The 17993-nt window shown below is 42.8% G+C and carries 19 protein-coding genes and 2 pseudogenes; 5 read left to right on the forward strand and 16 right to left on the reverse strand.

Annotation, left to right across the window (positions count from 1 at the left end):
- Nucleotides 1–121: 121 nt before the first annotated feature.
- The 3 genes from AC3D28_RS13430 to AC3D28_RS13440 form a co-directional block, all read right to left on the reverse strand.
- Nucleotides 122–652 (reverse strand): MltR family transcriptional regulator, encoded by a 531-nt coding sequence (locus AC3D28_RS13430; protein ID WP_012841150.1) that lies wholly within the window; start codon nt 650–652, stop codon nt 122–124.
- A 57-nt stretch (nt 653–709) separates the two neighbouring features.
- On the reverse strand, nt 710–1858 hold the full coding sequence (locus AC3D28_RS13435; RefSeq protein ID WP_488535048.1) for a mannitol-1-phosphate 5-dehydrogenase: 1149 nt from the start codon (nt 1856–1858) through the stop codon (nt 710–712).
- 112 nt (nt 1859–1970) lie between these two features.
- Nucleotides 1971–3923, reverse strand: coding sequence for a PTS mannitol transporter subunit IICBA (locus AC3D28_RS13440; protein ID WP_488535049.1), 1953 nt, complete (start codon nt 3921–3923; stop codon nt 1971–1973).
- 804 nt (nt 3924–4727) lie between these two features.
- On the opposite strand from AC3D28_RS13440, the gene AC3D28_RS13445 reads away from it, so the two are divergent.
- Nucleotides 4728–5447 carry an SIMPL domain-containing protein gene (locus AC3D28_RS13445; RefSeq protein WP_488535050.1) on the forward strand — a complete coding sequence of 240 codons (720 nt, stop codon included), beginning with the start codon at nt 4728–4730 and terminating at the stop codon, nt 5445–5447.
- A gap of 178 nt (nt 5448–5625) precedes the next feature.
- Here AC3D28_RS13445 and AC3D28_RS13450 read toward each other — a convergent pair whose 3' ends face one another.
- The gene (locus tag AC3D28_RS13450) at nt 5626–5904 is read right to left on the reverse strand and encodes a hypothetical protein (RefSeq protein ID WP_488535051.1); all 279 of its coding nucleotides are present in this window, start codon (nt 5902–5904) and stop codon (nt 5626–5628) included.
- Between the two features lie 170 nt (nt 5905–6074).
- On the opposite strand from AC3D28_RS13450, the gene AC3D28_RS13455 reads away from it, so the two are divergent.
- The 3 genes from AC3D28_RS13455 (at nt 6075) to AC3D28_RS13465 (ending at nt 8168) form a co-directional block, all read left to right on the forward strand.
- The gene (locus AC3D28_RS13455) at nt 6075–6347 is read left to right on the forward strand and encodes a D-fructose-6-phosphate amidotransferase (RefSeq protein WP_488535052.1); all 273 of its coding nucleotides are present in this window, start codon (nt 6075–6077) and stop codon (nt 6345–6347) included.
- A gap of 205 nt (nt 6348–6552) precedes the next feature.
- Nucleotides 6553–7530 carry an amidoligase family protein gene (locus AC3D28_RS13460; RefSeq protein WP_257145771.1) on the forward strand — a complete coding sequence of 326 codons (978 nt, stop codon included), beginning with the start codon at nt 6553–6555 and terminating at the stop codon, nt 7528–7530.
- Nucleotides 7503–8168: a gamma-glutamyl-gamma-aminobutyrate hydrolase family protein gene (locus AC3D28_RS13465; RefSeq protein WP_098416587.1), complete on the forward strand. Its 666-nt coding sequence runs from the start codon at nt 7503–7505 to the stop codon at nt 8166–8168. Before AC3D28_RS13460 ends, AC3D28_RS13465 begins: the two co-directional genes overlap by 28 nt.
- 40 nt (nt 8169–8208) lie before the next feature.
- Here the strand turns inward: AC3D28_RS13465 and AC3D28_RS13470 are convergent, their stop codons facing one another.
- The 8 genes and pseudogenes from AC3D28_RS13470 to AC3D28_RS13505 form a co-directional block, all read right to left on the reverse strand.
- Nucleotides 8209–8694 (reverse strand): gluconokinase, encoded by a 486-nt coding sequence (locus AC3D28_RS13470; RefSeq protein ID WP_098416586.1) that lies wholly within the window; start codon nt 8692–8694, stop codon nt 8209–8211.
- Between the two features lie 34 nt (nt 8695–8728).
- Nucleotides 8729–10006, reverse strand: a complete 1278-nt coding sequence (locus AC3D28_RS13475; RefSeq protein WP_098417105.1) for a TRAP transporter large permease — start codon at nt 10004–10006, stop codon at nt 8729–8731.
- A gap of 151 nt (nt 10007–10157) precedes the next feature.
- Nucleotides 10158–10706, reverse strand: coding sequence for a TRAP transporter small permease subunit (locus AC3D28_RS13480; protein WP_098416585.1), 549 nt, complete (start codon nt 10704–10706; stop codon nt 10158–10160).
- A gap of 52 nt (nt 10707–10758) precedes the next feature.
- The gene (locus tag AC3D28_RS13485; protein ID WP_098416584.1) at nt 10759–11775 is read right to left on the reverse strand and encodes a TRAP transporter substrate-binding protein; all 1017 of its coding nucleotides are present in this window, start codon (nt 11773–11775) and stop codon (nt 10759–10761) included.
- A 490-nt stretch (nt 11776–12265) separates the two neighbouring features.
- Nucleotides 12266–12496, reverse strand: a pseudogene (locus AC3D28_RS13490) (DDE-type integrase/transposase/recombinase); the annotation flags it as partial.
- A 124-nt stretch (nt 12497–12620) separates the two neighbouring features.
- Entirely contained in the window at nt 12621–13388 is a 768-nt protein-coding gene (locus AC3D28_RS13495; RefSeq protein WP_488535053.1) for a glutathione S-transferase family protein, read from the reverse strand.
- 49 nt (nt 13389–13437) lie between these two features.
- Nucleotides 13438–14004 (reverse strand): cytochrome b, encoded by a 567-nt coding sequence (locus AC3D28_RS13500; protein WP_488535054.1) that lies wholly within the window; start codon nt 14002–14004, stop codon nt 13438–13440.
- Nucleotides 14005–14138: 134 nt separating this feature from the next.
- Nucleotides 14139–14531, reverse strand: a complete 393-nt coding sequence (locus tag AC3D28_RS13505) for a hypothetical protein (RefSeq protein ID WP_488535055.1) — start codon at nt 14529–14531, stop codon at nt 14139–14141.
- A gap of 211 nt (nt 14532–14742) precedes the next feature.
- On the opposite strand from AC3D28_RS13505, the gene AC3D28_RS13510 reads away from it, so the two are divergent.
- Nucleotides 14743–15630 carry a LysR family transcriptional regulator gene (locus AC3D28_RS13510; protein ID WP_488535056.1) on the forward strand — a complete coding sequence of 296 codons (888 nt, stop codon included), beginning with the start codon at nt 14743–14745 and terminating at the stop codon, nt 15628–15630.
- A gap of 106 nt (nt 15631–15736) precedes the next feature.
- Here the strand turns inward: AC3D28_RS13510 and AC3D28_RS13515 are convergent, their stop codons facing one another.
- The 4 genes and pseudogenes from AC3D28_RS13515 to AC3D28_RS13530 form a co-directional block, all read right to left on the reverse strand.
- Nucleotides 15737–16279 carry a GNAT family N-acetyltransferase gene (locus AC3D28_RS13515; RefSeq protein ID WP_488535057.1) on the reverse strand — a complete coding sequence of 181 codons (543 nt, stop codon included), beginning with the start codon at nt 16277–16279 and terminating at the stop codon, nt 15737–15739.
- A 10-nt stretch (nt 16280–16289) separates the two neighbouring features.
- Entirely contained in the window at nt 16290–17468 is a 1179-nt protein-coding gene (locus AC3D28_RS13520; RefSeq protein ID WP_488535058.1) for a MerR family transcriptional regulator, read from the reverse strand.
- Between the two features lie 158 nt (nt 17469–17626).
- Nucleotides 17627–17763: pseudogene (locus tag AC3D28_RS13525) on the reverse strand (integrase); the annotation flags it as partial.
- Nucleotides 17715–17918: a hypothetical protein gene (locus AC3D28_RS13530; RefSeq protein ID WP_488535059.1), complete on the reverse strand. Its 204-nt coding sequence runs from the start codon at nt 17916–17918 to the stop codon at nt 17715–17717. The gene AC3D28_RS13530 and the pseudogene AC3D28_RS13525, both read right to left, overlap by 49 nt.
- Nucleotides 17919–17993 lie beyond the last annotated feature (75 nt).

The following is a 17993-nucleotide window of genomic DNA, read 5'->3' on the forward strand; positions in this document are numbered from 1 at the left end:
ATTGGTCTGATATTACAGAGACATACGAAGATGGACTGTGATGGCTTTCACGCACGTTATACAGAAAGGATACGCAAAGAAAAGAGGTAAGTAGAGAAGGCATTCCTTGCCGGAGGTTGGGTTAAAAAGGACTGTCTTTGCCCAGTTCGTTACAGATCTCGACAATGGCGAGCGAGAGACCGGACTTTATTATTTGTTGTTGGCGTTGAAGTTGGAGTTGATAAAACTCAAGATCGATATCGTCATCAGGTTCGTTGACTTCTAATTGCACCATGCCCATTTTCTTTACCAGATGCAGCTTTTTGATTGGCTCTAGAATATTCGGGTCAGTGAACTCGTAGTCTGATGCATCGCTATTGAGTCGGTTTTTAAGCTTAATGATGTCTTCAATATCATGATAAATATCGTCTGGGAGTACGCCTAAGCCAAATAGGAGCTTCAAACGCACGGAGAGATCGCCCAGCGGTCCGGAGTCTTGCAGTAGGGGACCAACCACCGATTGCACGGCGAAGTTATCTTTACGAAAGATCCGTTGTATTAGCCCGTCGATTGAATCGTTGAACACATCGACAGCTGCAATAAAAAAGCCTCGTACCGATGGCGCGCTGTTTAATCGTTCAATGATCTCGGTTTCGTTAATGTTATCTGCCATATAGTGAGTAACTATTTAAACTTATATTTATGGGGAGCTAAGCTCCCCTTGATTCGATTAAAACTGGTGGTAAATCACTTCGATTTGAGCCACTTCTGTACTGTCTTCAGCCAGACCAGTGTACGTTGCTAGCGTTTTCTTCACGCCCACGGCTTTTAATGAGCTTTGCAGCTCCACCGCTTGCGGATCGGTGTTATTAGTGTACTTTAACGCCGCCGCGATACCTTTCAAAAGTGTTTGATTTTCAGTGCCATACTCGATTGTACCGAGTAATGGCTTCACTAATCTATCGTTTGCACCCAATTTACGAATTGGCTGGCGTCCAACGCGATCCACTTCATCGACCAAATATGGGTTGGCAAAGCGACCTAAAATCTTTTCGATGTAGGCATTGTGCATGTCACGGTCGAAGCCGTAACGTTTGATCAGCACTTCACCGCTTTCTTGCATCGCTTGCTTTACTTCAGCGTGAATGCTTGGGTCTTCAATCGCTTCACGAATGGTGCGGTGGCCTTTCAAACAACCTAAATAAGCAGTAATGCAGTGGCCTGTGTTTAGGGTGAACAGCTTGCGTTCGACAAAGGCCATGAGGTTGTTGGTCTTTTCCATGCCAGCAATGTTTGGGATGTCGCCTTTGAACTGTTGCTCATCGACAATCCATTCGCTAAAACTCTCTACCGTCACTTCTAGTGGGTCATCGTTGGCGGCTTCTGCTGGTGGCACGATGCGATCGACAGCGGAATCAACAAAGCCAACTAACTCGTCTGCTTTTGCGTGCAGTGATTTATCCAGATGTTTGTACACTTCGCCTTTTAGGTGTGTGGTACCACGCACCATGTTTTCACACGCGATGATGTTAAGTGGCGCGTCATTACCAGCTTCAAAGCGTTTGGCGATGCCTTTCGCGATGGTTTTCGCGATGATGTCTAATACGTTAGGACCGACCGCAGTGGTGACTAAGTCGGTTTTGACGATGCGATCAATCACGTCTTCACTGGCTGAGTTTACCGCTGTGACGTGGGTAACAGTGTCGATTTGGCACTCGGTGCCCACGACTTTTACTTTGTATTCTTGTTTGTGGCTAAGTTGATCGACGAGCGGAGCGTCCACGTCTGCAAACGTTACTTCGACTTCTGCGTCAGCTAAGAGTTTGCCGATGAAACCACGACCGATGTTACCTGCGCCAAAATGAACTGCGTTTTTCATAATGCTTACCTACCAATAATCTGAAAATGTTGATTTACGAAACTAGGGTGAGGCCAACCGCATAGGGGGTGACAGCTGGCCTCTTTGCCTCAGGAGCAAATTAAAGGAGTAATTAAGCCGCGTGTTGACCGCCAAGGATGTTAAGAATTTCTTCTACATCGTTGGTGCTGGTTAGCGTCTCAATTGCTTCCGGCTCATCGAGCGCGTTCGTAATGGTGGTGATCACTTGGATGTGCTCATCGTTCTTAGCGGCAATGCCGATAACCAGTTTCGCGACATCGTCGTCATCTTCAGTAAATTGAATACCCGATGGGTATTGGCAGATTACAATGCCAGTTTTTTTCACGCGGTCTTTCGCTTCTACGGTGCCATGAGGTACCGCGATAGACTCGCCAAGGTAAGTTGAAACCAACGCTTCACGCTCAAACATCGCGTCGACGTATTCTGGTTCGGCGTAGCCCAGTTCAACCAATTTATTGCCCGCAAAGCGAATCGCTTCTTCTTTGTTGGCCGCTTTCAAACCTAGGTGAATGTTTTTACGCTGGATTTGGAAAACCGGTGGTTGCTGTGATTCAAAGCTGTCGTCGTTGGCAGCAAGTACCGACACTTTGACCATTTGGTCGTCATTCGCTGCGGATTGGTTTTGTGCCGCTAGTAGTTTGGTGACTAACTGGCTGTACATTTCGCTGTCTAAGAAGTTCGTCAATGAAATGTGGTGTGCGTTCGGAGCATGCTTACGTGCACGATCCGTCAAGTCTTTATGTGTAATCACGATATCTGCACTCTCTGGTAAGCTGTTAATAGCAAGGTTGGTTACGTGGACGTTCAGACTGGCGTCTTGAACCTTTTTGCGTAGCATACTCGCGCCCATGGCGCTTGAACCCATGCCCGCATCACAAGCGACAATGATGCTTTGTACTGTCGCTAGGTCTACGTCACCTTTACTTTGGTTATTTACCACTGCGCCATTTTTCGATGCAGATTTCATGTCTTTCATTCGTGATGTGGCTTTTTCTAGTGTCGCTTCATCGCCATCTTCTTCTGTTGATGTCTGTGTTTTCATCAGTAGCGCGGCTACTGCGAATGATACACCGGTTGCTGCTACGATAGACGCAAGGACACCGACGATTGAACCTTTTTGAGTCATCAACAAGATGGCGAAAATAGAACCTGGAGAGGCTGGAGAAACGATGCCCGCGTTAAACATAGTCAGAACGAACACGCCAGTCATACCACCAGCGATAGCCGCAAGGATCAGACGTGGGTTCATGAGAATATACGGGAAGTAAATCTCGTGAATGCCGCCGAAGAAATGGATGATGGACGCACCGCCAGCCGTTTGGCGAGCTGTACCTTTCCCAAACACCATGTAAGCCAGCAAGATACCCAAGCCCGGGCCTGGGTTCGCTTCGATCAAGAAGAAGATCGATTGACCAGTCTCAGACGCTTGCTGAATACCCAGTGGAGAGAAGATGCCGTGGTTGATCGCGTTGTTTAGGAACAGGATCTTCGCTGGCTCAACAAAAATAGAAGTCAGTGGCAGAAGGTGCGCTGACACAAGGAAGTTTACGCCTGCTGCCAATGCGCCTGAAAGCACTTTGACAAATGGGCCGATAAGGAAGAAAGCCAAAATGGCGCACAGCATACCGATGATGCCCGCAGAGAAGTTGTTCACCAACATCTCGAAGCCGCTTTTTACTTTACCGTCGATGTAGTTATCGAATTTTTTGATTGCCCAGCCGCCCATTGGGCCAACCATCATTGCGCCCATAAACATTGGGATATCAGTACCGACAATCACACCCATGGTTGTGATTGCACCAACGACCGCGCCGCGATCGCCGCCGACTAATTTACCACCGGTGTAACCGATCAGTAGTGGCAGTAAGTAAGTGATCATAGGACCAACCATGGAAGCTAACGTCTCATTTGGTAGCCATCCGGTTGGGATAAATAGAGCAGTGATAAAGCCCCACGCGATAAACGCGCCGATGTTAGGCATTACCATGTTTGACAGAAAACGACCAAAATTTTGTATCTTGATCTTGGCATCTGGTGATATCATAACAATTCCCCGTTCGATGTTCTGATGAATATTGTTGTCGTAAACGGTTCGCCAAAACCGCTTGTTTGATTGCTTAGTACCCAATCAATTTACCACACATTTTCCAATTGGAACTGACGACGGGTTTTTTGTGATCAACCCCCGCATTTCTCGGATGAAAAGCATTTTTTAAGTGATGATGATCAATTAATTGATATGTAACTTAATAACAAAAAATGATTTTCAAATCTGTCAATAAAAATATTAGTGATCAATTCGATCTTCTGACAAATATAAAATAAAAATTCATTGTGACTAAGATCACCTTTGATTTCTTTTCTAATTCAAATTAAATGTCTGTGACGATCAATGTCACACTTTGTTTAACGTTTGGTTTGATTGGAAATGTGATCTATGACCGTTTTGAAGTTTTGTGAAAGTTTATAACGTAAACGGTTGCGCGATGTTAACGGTTTGTGGATTAAAGCTTGAGATGAGTAGTCTGTTTGCGATGAGCTTAACTAAACACTTTGTTTTTAATGTTTTACGAGTAAATAACGTCTCACGCTGTTAGCGTTTCGTCGTTTAGAGCGATGTTGAGCGAGTCATGGGCAATGCAATAGTCGATACTCAAAATATCCAACCCAGAGGCAAATCCATGAGCCTTTGATGACAAACGGGTGAAGCTTTGTTGACCCAAAGCAGAAGAGCGTGCAACTGTGCTATGAATCAAAACTCGCGTTATGTCTCCCTCTTATAACAAGAGATAGGCTATCTTATCTAAAGTAAAAAATAAGCTAAGTTGGCATTTATCAGGGGGAAATAATGGAACGAGTTTCCAATAAAGCAGCACTTTGGATTGGATTAAGTTTGATACTTGGGCTTGGTACCCTCGGTTATTTTATCCAGCAAACGGCGGTGAAATACCGAGCCTATGAACGAGTGGTGACAGTCAAAGGATTGTCGGAACGCGAATACCCTGCAGATACGGTAATTTGGCCTATTCAATTTACCCTAGCGAGTAATGATATGGGCACCATGTTTGATGACATCGATCAGCAAACGCGTTTAATTCTGGATTTTTTAAGTGTCAAAGGACTCCCTGAAACCAGCGTTTCTCTTTCTTCTCCTGCTGTCATTGACAGAAAGGCGCAGCAATACGGTGGCGAGCAAGATATTGAGTTTCGTTATTTAGCATCACGCACGGTCACGGTTTATAGCCAAAGTGTTGATGTTGTTCGAGCGGCAATTAATGAGATTGGTGAACTAGGAAAACAAGGCGTATTGCTGAATCAAGATCCCTACGCGAACCGCGTGGAATATAGCTTTACTAAGCTGAATGACGTGAAGCCAGATATGATTGAAGAAGCGACGAAGAACGCGCGTGAAGTGGCCGAAAAATTTGCGAAAGACTCGCAGAGTTCACTGGGTAAGATAAAACGTGCTACGCAAGGGCAGTTTTCTATTTATGACCGAGATAGTAATACGCCTTACATTAAGAAGGTGCGAGTGGTCTCAACTGTTCAGTATTACTTGTCTGATTAAAATAATAGTCAAAAAGCCGCTCATTGTGTGAGCGGCTTTTTGGTAAGGTGAGCGTTATAGAATAGGATTAATATCTTGCTCTATCTATATGTTCACCTTCGACCACATCAACAGGTGTGTCATGTTGATAGATCAGGAAGCCATCTTCGGACGTTTCATGGTTATTTGGTGTATCAACCTACACTGTACAGGTATCCCCAATACTGTAAGTACCAAGACCAATGTAACCGCACTCGTAATTGTAGATGTATTGCCTTCTTCGTCTGGCGATTGATTGATGTTCGCCAGTTTCTGGGTCAAATGGTACAAGGACAACATCGTTAAAGCTTAAGACGACCTTATTGGCCTCATCGACAGGGGCATCGGAAACGTTGAGAGAAAAAGTGGCGGCTTCTGTATCGGATGATGAGTCGCGACCACAGCCCGTCAATAAAAGACCGCCTGAGATGGTAAGCAAAGGGTTATGACCTGTAATAAAGGGGTCAATCTTCGATGGCGCTGTATATGAGTCTTTTGTTATAAAACTGAAGTCTTATCTGCAAAGGCATCTAGTTTGATAATAATCAAGCTCGACGCTCTGATATGAGCGTAAGTTGGTATGACTTGCTAATAGAAGGGATGAATACCATGGCACTTAAGCACTTTATTAGGGAACTGTTGGGTTTGACGATTGTTGTTTCTGTCGTTTTTGGCGTGTTAGGCGTGATGTTAGAGCTCTTTGCACTCACGGCATTGTGGGAACATCAAGAGTCGATAGCAGACATATTCTTCAATGAGTCGTTCTATCTTATCGTATTTTTCATTCCAGCATACTGTCTTTGGAAGCTCATCAATCATCCAACGCTCGTCTTAGCGGATCAAGCTTATGTAGCAATGAAGCTAGAATCAGAGCGTCGATAAGTTCACATCTAGCTATAGTTAACAGAGCGGTTAGTTTTAGAATCGTATTGAAAGAAAAGCGGCCCAAGGTATCGTTCTAGCCCTTCTTTTTCGCCTCGATACTGGATTTGACGGTCAGTTTCTACGGTGCCCAAGACATGTTAGGGTAATTACTCGCAATATACCTTATAAGTACTTTTAGGTAACCTTATAAAAAGTAGAGGCAATGATGGCTTTTAAAACTCCTCCTTTAGTCACAACGGAAACCAACGAAGTCCGTTGTGTTGGATTTGAAATCGAGTTTACTGGTTTAACCATCGAGAAGGTTACGCAAATACTGCATGGTGTTTTCGGTGGCGAGCTAGAGAAAGTATCTGCTGTTGAGTATGCTTTGGAGACACCAGAATATGGAAAATTCAAAGTTGAATTAGACTGGGAGTTTCTCAAGAACGTAGCTTTGGATGCCAAGCTCAGCAATGATGGTCATGAATGGGTAGAGTTTTTACATCAAATCGCGTTAACAGTGGTTCCAGTGGAAATCGTCTGTCCTCCATTTCCGTTGGGTAAGCTTGAAAAGTTAGATGAGATTATTCCCGCTCTACGGAACGCAGGAGCAAAAGGGACAGATGACTCTGCCGTTGCTGCTTTTGGTGTTCATATTAACCCTGAGCTGCCATCCCTTGATGTTCAAACTATCCATTCTTATTTGCAAGCTTTCGGGTTATTACAATGGTGGCTTTGTGAGATTCATAATGTCAACTTTACTCGAAAAATCAGCCCATATATCCAATTATACTCTGAGGAGTATGTCGAATTACTTCTCGACAGAACTTATCAGGACATCAATGCTTTGATCGATGATTACCTTATTCATAATCGAAGCCGCAACCGAGCCTTGGATATGCTACCGCTATTTGCCTTTATTAATCAAAATAAAGTCAATAACGCGGTTAAGGACAGCAAAATTAATCCAAGGCCTACCTTTCATTACCGATTACCTGATTGTTTGATTGAAAATACTCATTGGAGTTTTACCGTTTCTTGGAACATATGGCATTTAGTGGAGGTTCTAGCTGCGGATGCAGAGGCTTTAGAATTTTTATCGAGTCGGTTTAGAGAAATGTCGTTACCGCTGGTAGGGGTAAGTCGTAATGATTGGGTTAAGGAAGTCAGTAAGTGGATAAAAAGCCGAGAATTGGGGTAACCGGCAATCATCGTAGTTGGTCGCCATCATGGTGGTGTACGAAACTGGCGCTTATATTCGCGGGAGCAAAGCCTGAAAGAATCAGTATAAAGCATCACTGGTCAGGACAAGCGCTCGATGGATTAATTGTGGGCGGCGGAGATGACATTGATCCTAAACATTATGGGGCGGAAGCGACAGAACATGGTGAGTTCGACCCAGAGCGCGATCAGCTAGAGATACATTGGGTAAAGTGGGCGTTACAAAGTAATACCCCAGTCTTAGGAATTTGTCGTGGCGCGCAATTGGTTAATGTTGTGCTTGGTGGAAATTTGCATTCGGATATTTCGAGTTTACGTAAACGCACTTATAACCGCCCAGGCGTACTACCAACCAAGCAAGTGTTTGTCGACAGAGAGTCAGATTTGTTTGCTTTATGCGGAAAAGCCAAGTTAAGAGTAAATAGCCTTCACCATCAAGCAGTGAAAGATGTTGGCGATGGTTTGCGTGTTGCAGGACGAGATCTTGATAGTTTTATTCAAGCGATCGAAAGCACACAAAGTAAGCCGATCTTCGGTGTTCAATGGCACCCTGAATATCTGTTTTATTTACCTAGTCAATTTAAGTTATTCCGATGGTTAGTACGGTTATGCCGCTGATAAAAGGGCTGAAAAAGACCAGCCCTTTAGTGAGACGTGGTTAGACGTGCGAGAGAATGTCTTGGACGACATTTTGAGGAGGCTGATTAATATCGATGGATATGGCCTCTTTTTCGGTTGGTTCTACAAGGGTACTAAACTGACTTTCTAACATTGAAGAGCCTTGGAAGTAATGCCCCTCTCGCGCCTGAAGGCGTGACCAAATGGTGTCGAAGTCGCCCTTTAGATAGCAAAATATCAACTCGTGGCAACCATTTCTTAGTGTGTCTCTATATTCTGGTTTTAGGGCAGAACAGGCTAATACTAAGCTGTCTTGGTCTTGAATCAGTCTATTTAAGGTTAACAACCATTCTTTTCTGTCTTCGTCTGTCAGGGGGATCCCATTCCTCATTTTTTCAACGTTTTCGTCTGGATGGTAATCATCACCATCGAAAAAAGGAATGTTAAGAGCCTTTGCCAGTGAGTCGCCGATCGAGGACTTACCGCAACCAGAAACGCCCATAATGACATATTTTTTATTCATAATTTCAACAACTCATAATTAATATCAATGGGCATCACTATTGCCACCACAACGCCAGCTCTGGGAATATAATAACCAGTGCAAGAACACAAACTTGTAGCGCAATAAACGGAAGTAGAGCTGAGAATATTTCGCCCAGAGTAATGTCTTTAGGCGCGACAGATTTGAGATAGAATGCTGCTGGGCCAAATGGCGGTGACAAAAACGCAACCTGCATATTCAGACAGAACACAACACCAAACCAGATAGGATCCATGCCGAGACCGGTAATAATTGGGACGAAAATTGGCATGGTAAGCAACGCAACGCCTACCCAATCTAGGAACATGCCTAGAACAAATAGGATTACCATCATAATAAGCAGGGTCGACATCGCGTCACCACCACTTAGAGCTAGGATCGTTTCCTCGACGAAGTCGATACCACCCATCAGATTGTATACGCCCACCAGTGCTGAAGCACCGATACCGATCCACATGATCATTCCACATGTGCGCATGGTGGCGATAGAAGACTCTTTGACCATTTTCCAATTCAGTTCTTTACGGATTGCCGCACTGATAGCAATGCCGACAACACCCAGAGCAGAAGCTTCGGTTATTGACGCCAAACCGGTGTAAATACTACCTAAAACCGTAGCAACCGATAGTAGAGGGAAGAACAGGGCCTTAAAATAACTTGGGTGAGCTTCTGCATCTTTAGCAAGATCTTCTTCTGACGGCAATGGTGCAAGTTCAGGATTGAGCTTACAGCGAATCAGGACGTAAGCCATATAAAACATCGCCAGAATAAAGGCAGGCAAGAATGCCGCTTTGAACAGCTCACCAATAGATACTGAGGCTGATAAACCATAAATAATCAGCACAATACTGGGTGGTAGCATCGTTCCTAGCGCACCACCAGCACAAGTGGTACCTATTGCCAGCTTACGGTCATAACCGAGTCTGAGCATTTGTGGCAGAGCAAGAATGCCAAGCAGTACGGTTTCACCACCAATGACGCCTGACATCGATGCCAGAATTACCGCAACAAGCAGCGTTTGAACAGCCACGCCGCCACGAACTTTTCGGGCTACGCTTTTCATTGCATCGAACAAGTCTCTCGCAATACCAGAGCGATCTAGTAAAGCAGCCATGAGTACAAACATGGGAACAGCAAGGAAGACATAACCACTGACAAAACTAAAGATGCGACTTGTTATTAGCGGTAAAGCATCAACACCAAACCAACCTAAGGTGAAAATAAGCGCAACCAGAGCGGTGACGAACGCTAATTGCATACCAGTTAACAACAGTCCAATCATTAGAACAAGCATCAACAAGCTACCATATTCGATGCCGATCGATGATAAGTTGGATGTGAAGGTTTGAACACCAACCCAACCTAAAGCGGAGGCTAAAGCCACAAATGCTATTACAAGAAACACAGGTTTCCAGTTTCCTACAATTGGTTTTGTAGAAGATAAATTAGTCATTGTCATCTTCCCTTAGTAGTTGAATTTCTCTAACCAAATGCAGAATAAATTGAATGAACATTAAGCAAACGGTAAATAGAATGATCCCTTTAAGAAGGGCAGGGAATGGTGGGTTCCAAGCGGAACCAGAGGTCTCTAATCGTAACCCACCCCAAGGTGCAAACCATGAGTTAGCAACGGTTTGCCATGCGGCGTACATTAACAGCCCGCTAAGTAGCAGCCCCGCTAAGTGGTGAAAGACATTCAGGTAATGCCTCGTTTTCTGGGAGACCGAATCGTAAATGAGAACAACGCGCACATGTTTGTCCGTTGCCAGCGCGTAAGCACCGCCGATGACAAACAGTGAACCACCAATAAAAGATGCGGTTTCATGCACCCAGATTGTCGGTGAGTTAAATAAATAGCGGCTTGCTACTTCATAAAAAGAAATAATAACGGTGATAACAAACAATAAACTAAGTAGCTCACTAACTTTTGTTACTGCTTTATCAAGAATATTTTGGGGCATTTCAGCCACAATATTGGCGTCTGATTCTTTCATATATCTAATTCCAAATAAAAGTAGGGAGGAGTAAACCTCCCCACATAACGACTTATAGAAGGCCTGAGTCTTTCAAGTAAGTAGTTATAGAATCGTAAACTTTTTTAGCATTTGGAGAGAGCTCAGCGTACTTCTTCCATTCACCCATCGCGATTTGGCGGAATTTCCTACGCTCTTCTTCAGACCAGTCATGGAGAGTTATGTTTGGATTTGCTTCCGCTTCCTTAACCGCTTTCTGGTCTGCAATGCGAAGCTGTGTGGTCATATCTTCGGCGAAGTCACGTACTGACACTGTCATGATTTTTTGTAGATCGGCTGGTAGTTTATCCCACTTTTTTTGGCTCATTGAGATATCAATGGTCGGTAGTGAGTGGAAACCCGGTTGAACAGGGTGGGTTGCGATATCGTTCATACCTGCTTTATGGTTAGTCGAGAAAACGGTGTAGTCAGCAGCATCAATAACGCCTTTACTCAAACCGGTAAAAACTTCCGAGCCTGGCAGGTTAACGGGCGTTGCGCCGGCTGCAGAAAATACTTGCTGAACCAGACCTTCAGGTGCACGTAATTTCAGGCCTTTCAGATCATCCACACCGTTTAGTGGTACTTTAGATACAAATGATTCCACACCTGTGGTTGAACCGCCGATATATTTCACGCCGTATGGAGCATAGAGCTCAGTCATTAACTCGTAACCACCGCCATAGTTGATGTATTGGAGTAGCTGACGAGTGTCGGACCATGCACCAACCATGTTACCAATTAAGCCAAATGCCGGATCTTGGCCCGTAAAGTAACCCGTTGCTGTGATGTGACCGTCGATGATGCCCATTTTTATTGCACCTAAGGTTTCCGTATGTTTCACCACTGATCCCACAGGTAATAAATCAATTTCAATACGACCACCAGACATTTGCTCTACGCGTTCAGTCCATTCCTTCTGAACTTGAAAGTTTTTGTCTCCAGAAGGGTCACTAGATTGAAATTTGAAATTAAAGTCAGCAGCTAACGCCGATGTTGATAGCAAAGCCAGTGAGACAGCTGAGGCGAGGGATTTTTGTAGGATGTTCATTCATTCGTCCTTTGTTTGTTTTTAATGGATCTCTAATATGTCATAACCCGAATTGTTACCGGGAACACTTCGGGATGTTACTGGTAACATTTGGCGGAGTCTAGGAGTTGGATCACGTTACATAACATCTTTAATTATTTTCTAACATGAATAAGACGTTAGTTATGAGCAAAGGTGAATATATTTTTCAGGCAAGTTATGAATAGTTTGGGATAGAATTAAAATGGCATGAATCTGCGCTAATTCGCATTATTGCAGACTGGCGAGTTGCGGTTGGTAGATATATTTTCTGGATTGGAAATGCGGTGTTGTTGCGTTAGCGTGGAAGATTTCGATTGAAGAAGTGATCGCAGACCGAGTATCGAATCGACCGAGCTAGAAAAAACAAAGGCGCGTAGATTGCTCGACGATCCTTCTGCAATTTGGTGGCCCTCGCAGACTTGAACTGCGGACCAATCGCTTAGACGATTTCTAAAAAGCACGTGAACTCTTGATCAGAGTGCACCATTAAAGTATTTGTAACAGGCTTCTTATTTAGGATTGCTTGATTTAGTGCCACAAGTGTTCATTTTGTATCAGGTGAGCGCGATAGCGCATAACCCACCACTTCTTTTGTCATCAAGTCCATTACGCACGCTAGATCGCTCCCACCTTGATGAGAGCGAATGTACGTCACATCGGTTACCCAGTGAGTATTGCAAGGTTCAGAGACAATGACTCGATCTTTTCGCTGCATAATAAACCTCATTTAATCAGGTGATTATAAGGCTTAATCGCTTTCCAAGATAATCGTACCATTACAATACTGCGTGATCTCTATACACCACATTTGATAATAGCTTTAGTTATTTGTCCCACCATTCATTTTGGATCTGAGCAAGAGTATAACTTTTTCGATGTTGCATTCTTAAGTAGTAACTCGATATTTCTGGGAACTTATCCTTATCTAACCACTTACTATAACCCAACAAGTCAAGTCTTGAGAGCACTACAGTCCAAATTACGTCAGCTAATGTGTAAACACTGCCCAAAAGAAAGTGATTACCTTCAAGTTGCTTTTCAGCAAATGAAATAGCTTCCAATGCATATTGTTCAACCTTTTCTATATGCTTGTTATCAACCCTAAATACTTTGCTATTTTTTGATCGCTCTGCACAAACAATATAGTTATCTTTAAGTTCAGGATATTGCTCAGCCATTAAGAGTGCTTTGGTGATACGGGCATTCAATATTTTTTCAGATTTCTCCATGGATGGATGACGTGCATAACTGAGGATCTGAAGATCAATATCATCGGCTAAATCAATTAACTTATCCATTAATTGGCTATCACTTTCATCTGATGGTACCAAGTTGTTACCTTCTGATAAAGAAGCGATAGACCGAATAATATGAGCAGAATCAGTCAGTACTTCTGTTGTGCCATTTCGAACCTCCAACGTAGGAATTACTCCTTGTGGATTTAGTTTCAAATACCATGGGTCTAACTGCTCTTGTTTTCGCATAATATCGATAACACGGCCCGACCAAGCAAGCCCCTTTTCTTCAAGTGCGAGTCTTACTTTTATCGAACACACGGATAGTGGGTGGTGATAAAGCATTAATGATGTCATAGTGTTAGGGTCCTATTCTTTAAGTATTGAACAAACGAGTTCAATGGCTTTATATTCGCGGTTTAACTGGCAGCATACGTGGTAATACATCAGCCTCAGGCTTATCTAAAAAACGATGTTTTAGTACACCTGCAACATGAGCAAATAATGCAGCTATGAATATATATACTAATGAAACGTGCGCTTGCTTAGCTATTAATCCCATTTCTGGTTTCTTTTCAAATAGCAAGGGTAAATCGACCAACCCGAATAAACTAACAGGGTAACCAAATAAATTGGTCATGGTGTAACCGCTAAATGGGATCGCCAACATTAAAAAATATAATGAGGCTGTAATTATTTTTGATAATAATTTTTCCCAACTCGCTAGCACGCTTGGCAGTTGTGGATAGTTATTAACCCTATTCCATATTATTCGGAGAATGACGAGTTGCATAAAGATAACACCAAACGATTTATGTATATCCATGAGTTGCATTTTACTTGGTTCTGTTTTATCTAAGCCTGTCATGTAGGTGCCTATAGCAATGAGTACTAGTATTATTAGTGCCATTCCCCAGTGCAAAATTTTAGCGACAGCTCCGTACTTTTTGTTATTTTCATGAGTAGTACCCATGGTTAACCTCTTAAATTAGTTTTAAGGATATTAGTATCTAATGTAAGTACTGGTTATAAGAGAAACCTAGTAGCCAATATGTGGCATTTCTACCTGATAAACTGGTAAGAAAAACGCTGCACTTTACCGCTAAATTAATATTGCTTTAACCAAAGCACACCAGCAGGTGTTAATTGATATGACGCTATTTTCTCTTTAACTGAAGGTAATTCATCTAATATGTTTTGTGCATCATGCTCGGTTTTCGCCTTGATAAAGAAAATCACTTTACCCACATCACCTTTGCGCACATTCACTTCCGATTTTTTGTTGTCTAGGTAGACATTCTCTATTGTGCCACTTACCCATAGTTCTAGTACTTTTGCCATCTGCTCTTTCAGTGTGGTTTTGAATAAGTGGGTATCATTCACTTCAAGCGTCCACGTAACCATATAGGTGTTACGCATGTCGGCATCACTCGCGTGTACTGATGAAATTGAAGTTAAACTCAATAAAATGAGTGATATAGCAAGTAGTTGATTTTTCATAATATTCACCCTAGATAAAATCTCATAGTGTTGTCGTATTTAAAGGTCAAACGTTAATGATAACCACTTACTTAAAGGTGATTATCATTCACCCTAATGTTCATTTTCTGTTATCGGCTCGATTTCAAATTGTTAACTTCAATTTTATTGTATTTAAAGAGAGGCATATATATGCTTAAAGTAAACTCATTGTTTACTCACGAGTGCTAATGTGAATATTTTAACGCTTATGGAAACTTTTTCTGTTGTTGTAGATACAGGAAGCTTTACGGCGGCAGCGGAAAAACTTGGGTTATCCAAATCATTTATCAGCAAACAGATCTCAATCTTGGAAGATGATTTAGGCACTCGCCTACTATATCGTACGACTCGTAAATTGAGCTTGTCTGATGAAGGCGGACAGTTCTATAAGCACTGTAAGATAATTATGGCAGAAGCTGAAAATGCTCGTGCTGAGGTCATGGATAGCCAAGGTGCACCAAAGGGGAAAATACGCCTAACATTGCCTCAAAGTCTTATCATTTCAGGGTTTGGTCAATTACTAATAGAATTTCAACACCAGTATCCAGACATTGAGCTTGAAGTAATAGCCAGTGGGCGTACTGAAAACTTAGTGGAAGAAGGTATAGATATTGCGCTAAGAGTAGGACAATTGGAAGATTCCAGTCTTATCTCTCGTCGGTTAGCAGACTGCACGTTTCAAGTCGTTGCTTCTCCTCAATATATAAGAAAATCGGGAGCACCTTCCCAGCCTGCAGATCTCATGGAACATAATTGTTTAATTTATAGTGACTCCAAAATTAATCGGGGCTGGCGGTTTCTCTCTCCTAGTGGTGAGCCCATCACTGTAAAAGCAAAAGGTAGTCTAACGAGTAATGATGGTGGTTTAATAGTTGAGAGTATTCTTAGTGGGTTAGGCATAGGCTTTGGGCCTAGTTTTTTATTCAAAAATGATATTGAAGAAGGCCGCTTGCAATTACTACTTAGAGACTACTACCAACCAACCACTACAATTTCAGCCTTATATCCACTAAATCGAAATCTATCAAGAAGAGTCAGGATGTTGGTTGATTATTTATCTGAGAAGCTATCGGTTTAGTCGCATTGATAGAGTTCCACAAATTGCTTAGTTAAAACCAAGGAAGCCTTGTTAGTACATAGGCGTCGCTCTAGGCCTTTTAGGGCTTTCATTTCATGTTAACCACCTACCAATAACTTGGGTTATCTATCGCTTTCAAGCATGTGGGTTTACCTACAACGTGAGGGATTGCCTCACTGACTAAAGGTTGTGCAATCCAACCTTCAGGGTAGGACAAGTCTAGCGGAGCTTGAATCACATCCTGACTGATTGGGACGAATCCTGTTTTTGAGTAAAAGTTGATATCTCCGTAAGTAATGACAACAGTGACATCTTTTTCTTTCAGCGTCGCTAAGCCAAATTTGATTAACGCTTGACCTACACCTTGCCCGTGGCAATCTGTCGCAACGGCGACGGGGGCTAAAAGGAAGATGTTTTCAGCATTCGGAAACGATAGCCTAGAGAAAATGATACTACCGATAATGCGTTCACTTTCATCTTGAGCAATAAACACATAAAGGTCCTCGTCTCTGGTTGGTAAAGTGAGAAAGTCTTCTACGAGTTTTGCAATTAATGCACCTTCTTCTTTACCGTCTGAATCCGAAAATGTGTCATTGAACAGTGTAATAACTTCTTGAGTTTGTTCTTGTTTGTACAATTCGTATTTCATATGTCTATCTCTAGTTGACTAGTTTTAAAATAAAGCACTGATAAGTAAAATCTTTTGCTGCACTGCGCTCGTAAATCGAAATCTCTTTCTTAATGTCCAATAATGCTTGGGACGCAGGCATAACAGGTTGCAATTCCTCAACTCGGTCTTGCAACGGTAGCCAGTAGTTTTGCCATGCATCGACGCCTAATGAAAAGTGTTCGATCAAGTCGTAGCCATGTTTTTTGAACAAAGCGAGTCGTTTAGGTATCGATTGAATGTCTGGGTAGTCTGCCAGCCAAAACTGTTTGGCCTCTTCGTCAGGTGAATCTGTGAGCCACACTAAGTCACTCACCATCAACACACCATTGTCTTTTAATAGGGGCTTCCATTGTTTTAGTGCGTTCTCCATTCCCATAATGTACACACAGCCTTCCGCCCAAATAGCATCAAAACACTTTGCCTGAAATGGCAGTTCCGTCATGGAGGCACAAACAGGAGAGATGCGCTCGTGTAACTGTGCGTTTTGGATTTTTTTATCGAGCTGTTCGATGGCAATAGGCTCATTATCCACGGCCGTAATGTGTGCGGTACTGTTGTCGGCTAGCAGTAATGTTGAAGTGCCAGTGCCACAACCAATGTCTAAAATATCGGTCATTGTCTGAGCTGACATTAATGAAATCGCTTTTAAAGAGTCCTTGTGACTTCCTGGCCCCCATCTTTCTAATGTGGCAAAGACCGTCATAAAATCTTTCATGTAACTCTCGTGTTCGTTCATATCTTTTGATAACCACTTCAATCTGAGCGCTTCTTTCTCACTGTAACCTTGCGTGCTTAACCAGTTTAAGTAAGCGCTAGGCGCACTTTGACTCAGAGAATGGTGTAACTCTCTTTGTGGGCGCTCTCCAAGCAATGCAAGTAGCAACTCGCGAGCGTGGATTTTTTTATTAATCTCATGGTTGAGTTGCTCGAGCCGATTTTCCAATAAGCTCCTGCTTAACTTCGCGTTCAAACATTCTTCGCACTCTTTCAATGAGAGTCCTGCGCTTTGAAGCTGTTGAATCAAAAACAGTCGCTGCAAATCGTTTTCGCTGTAATAGCGATATCCATTATCAAGACGCTGACCTTTAATTAGCCCTAACTTCTCGTAATAGAGCAGTGTTGTGCGAGAGAGACCCGCCTTCGCCGCCAATTCCGAAATCAAATACATGTTGGATTTGACCTAATGTTATTCGTATTTGGAGAGTATGAACTATAGAGCAGTAGACAGGTCAAGTAAGCCTGTTTGAATTTTTCACCAATAGTGGCAGAAATGCGTTGTGTTGGTTTTGGAGTGCAGGTACGCAATGAAAACTGTTCTACTAGCTCTGCATTGGGTAAGTAGTGCAGCTCTGCGAATTCTTGGAACGTGAGTACGTTACGTTTCTCATCACGAATGGTCTTAGAGAATCATTGTCTAGAGCGATTTCCCATTTATGGTCATTAGCAATCTGTCGAGCAGTGTCTTAGGCATCAGTAGGTAGGTACCCTTGTCAGGCTTCTCGATAATGCTCAGGATGAGTACTGAACCGTAGTCAAGATCGTCTTCGAATTCGGTGAGTATAGATTTGACTTGTTCTTGTAAGGTTTTGATTTGTTGAAGATTAGTTGGCTTAATCATATTGAACTCCATGATTATCAGTATCATATTGTTAATATGTACTTGATCTTATTGTTGATACGGATGTGTTCCATC

Source organism: Vibrio sp. TAP-3B (genome assembly GCF_057784735.1).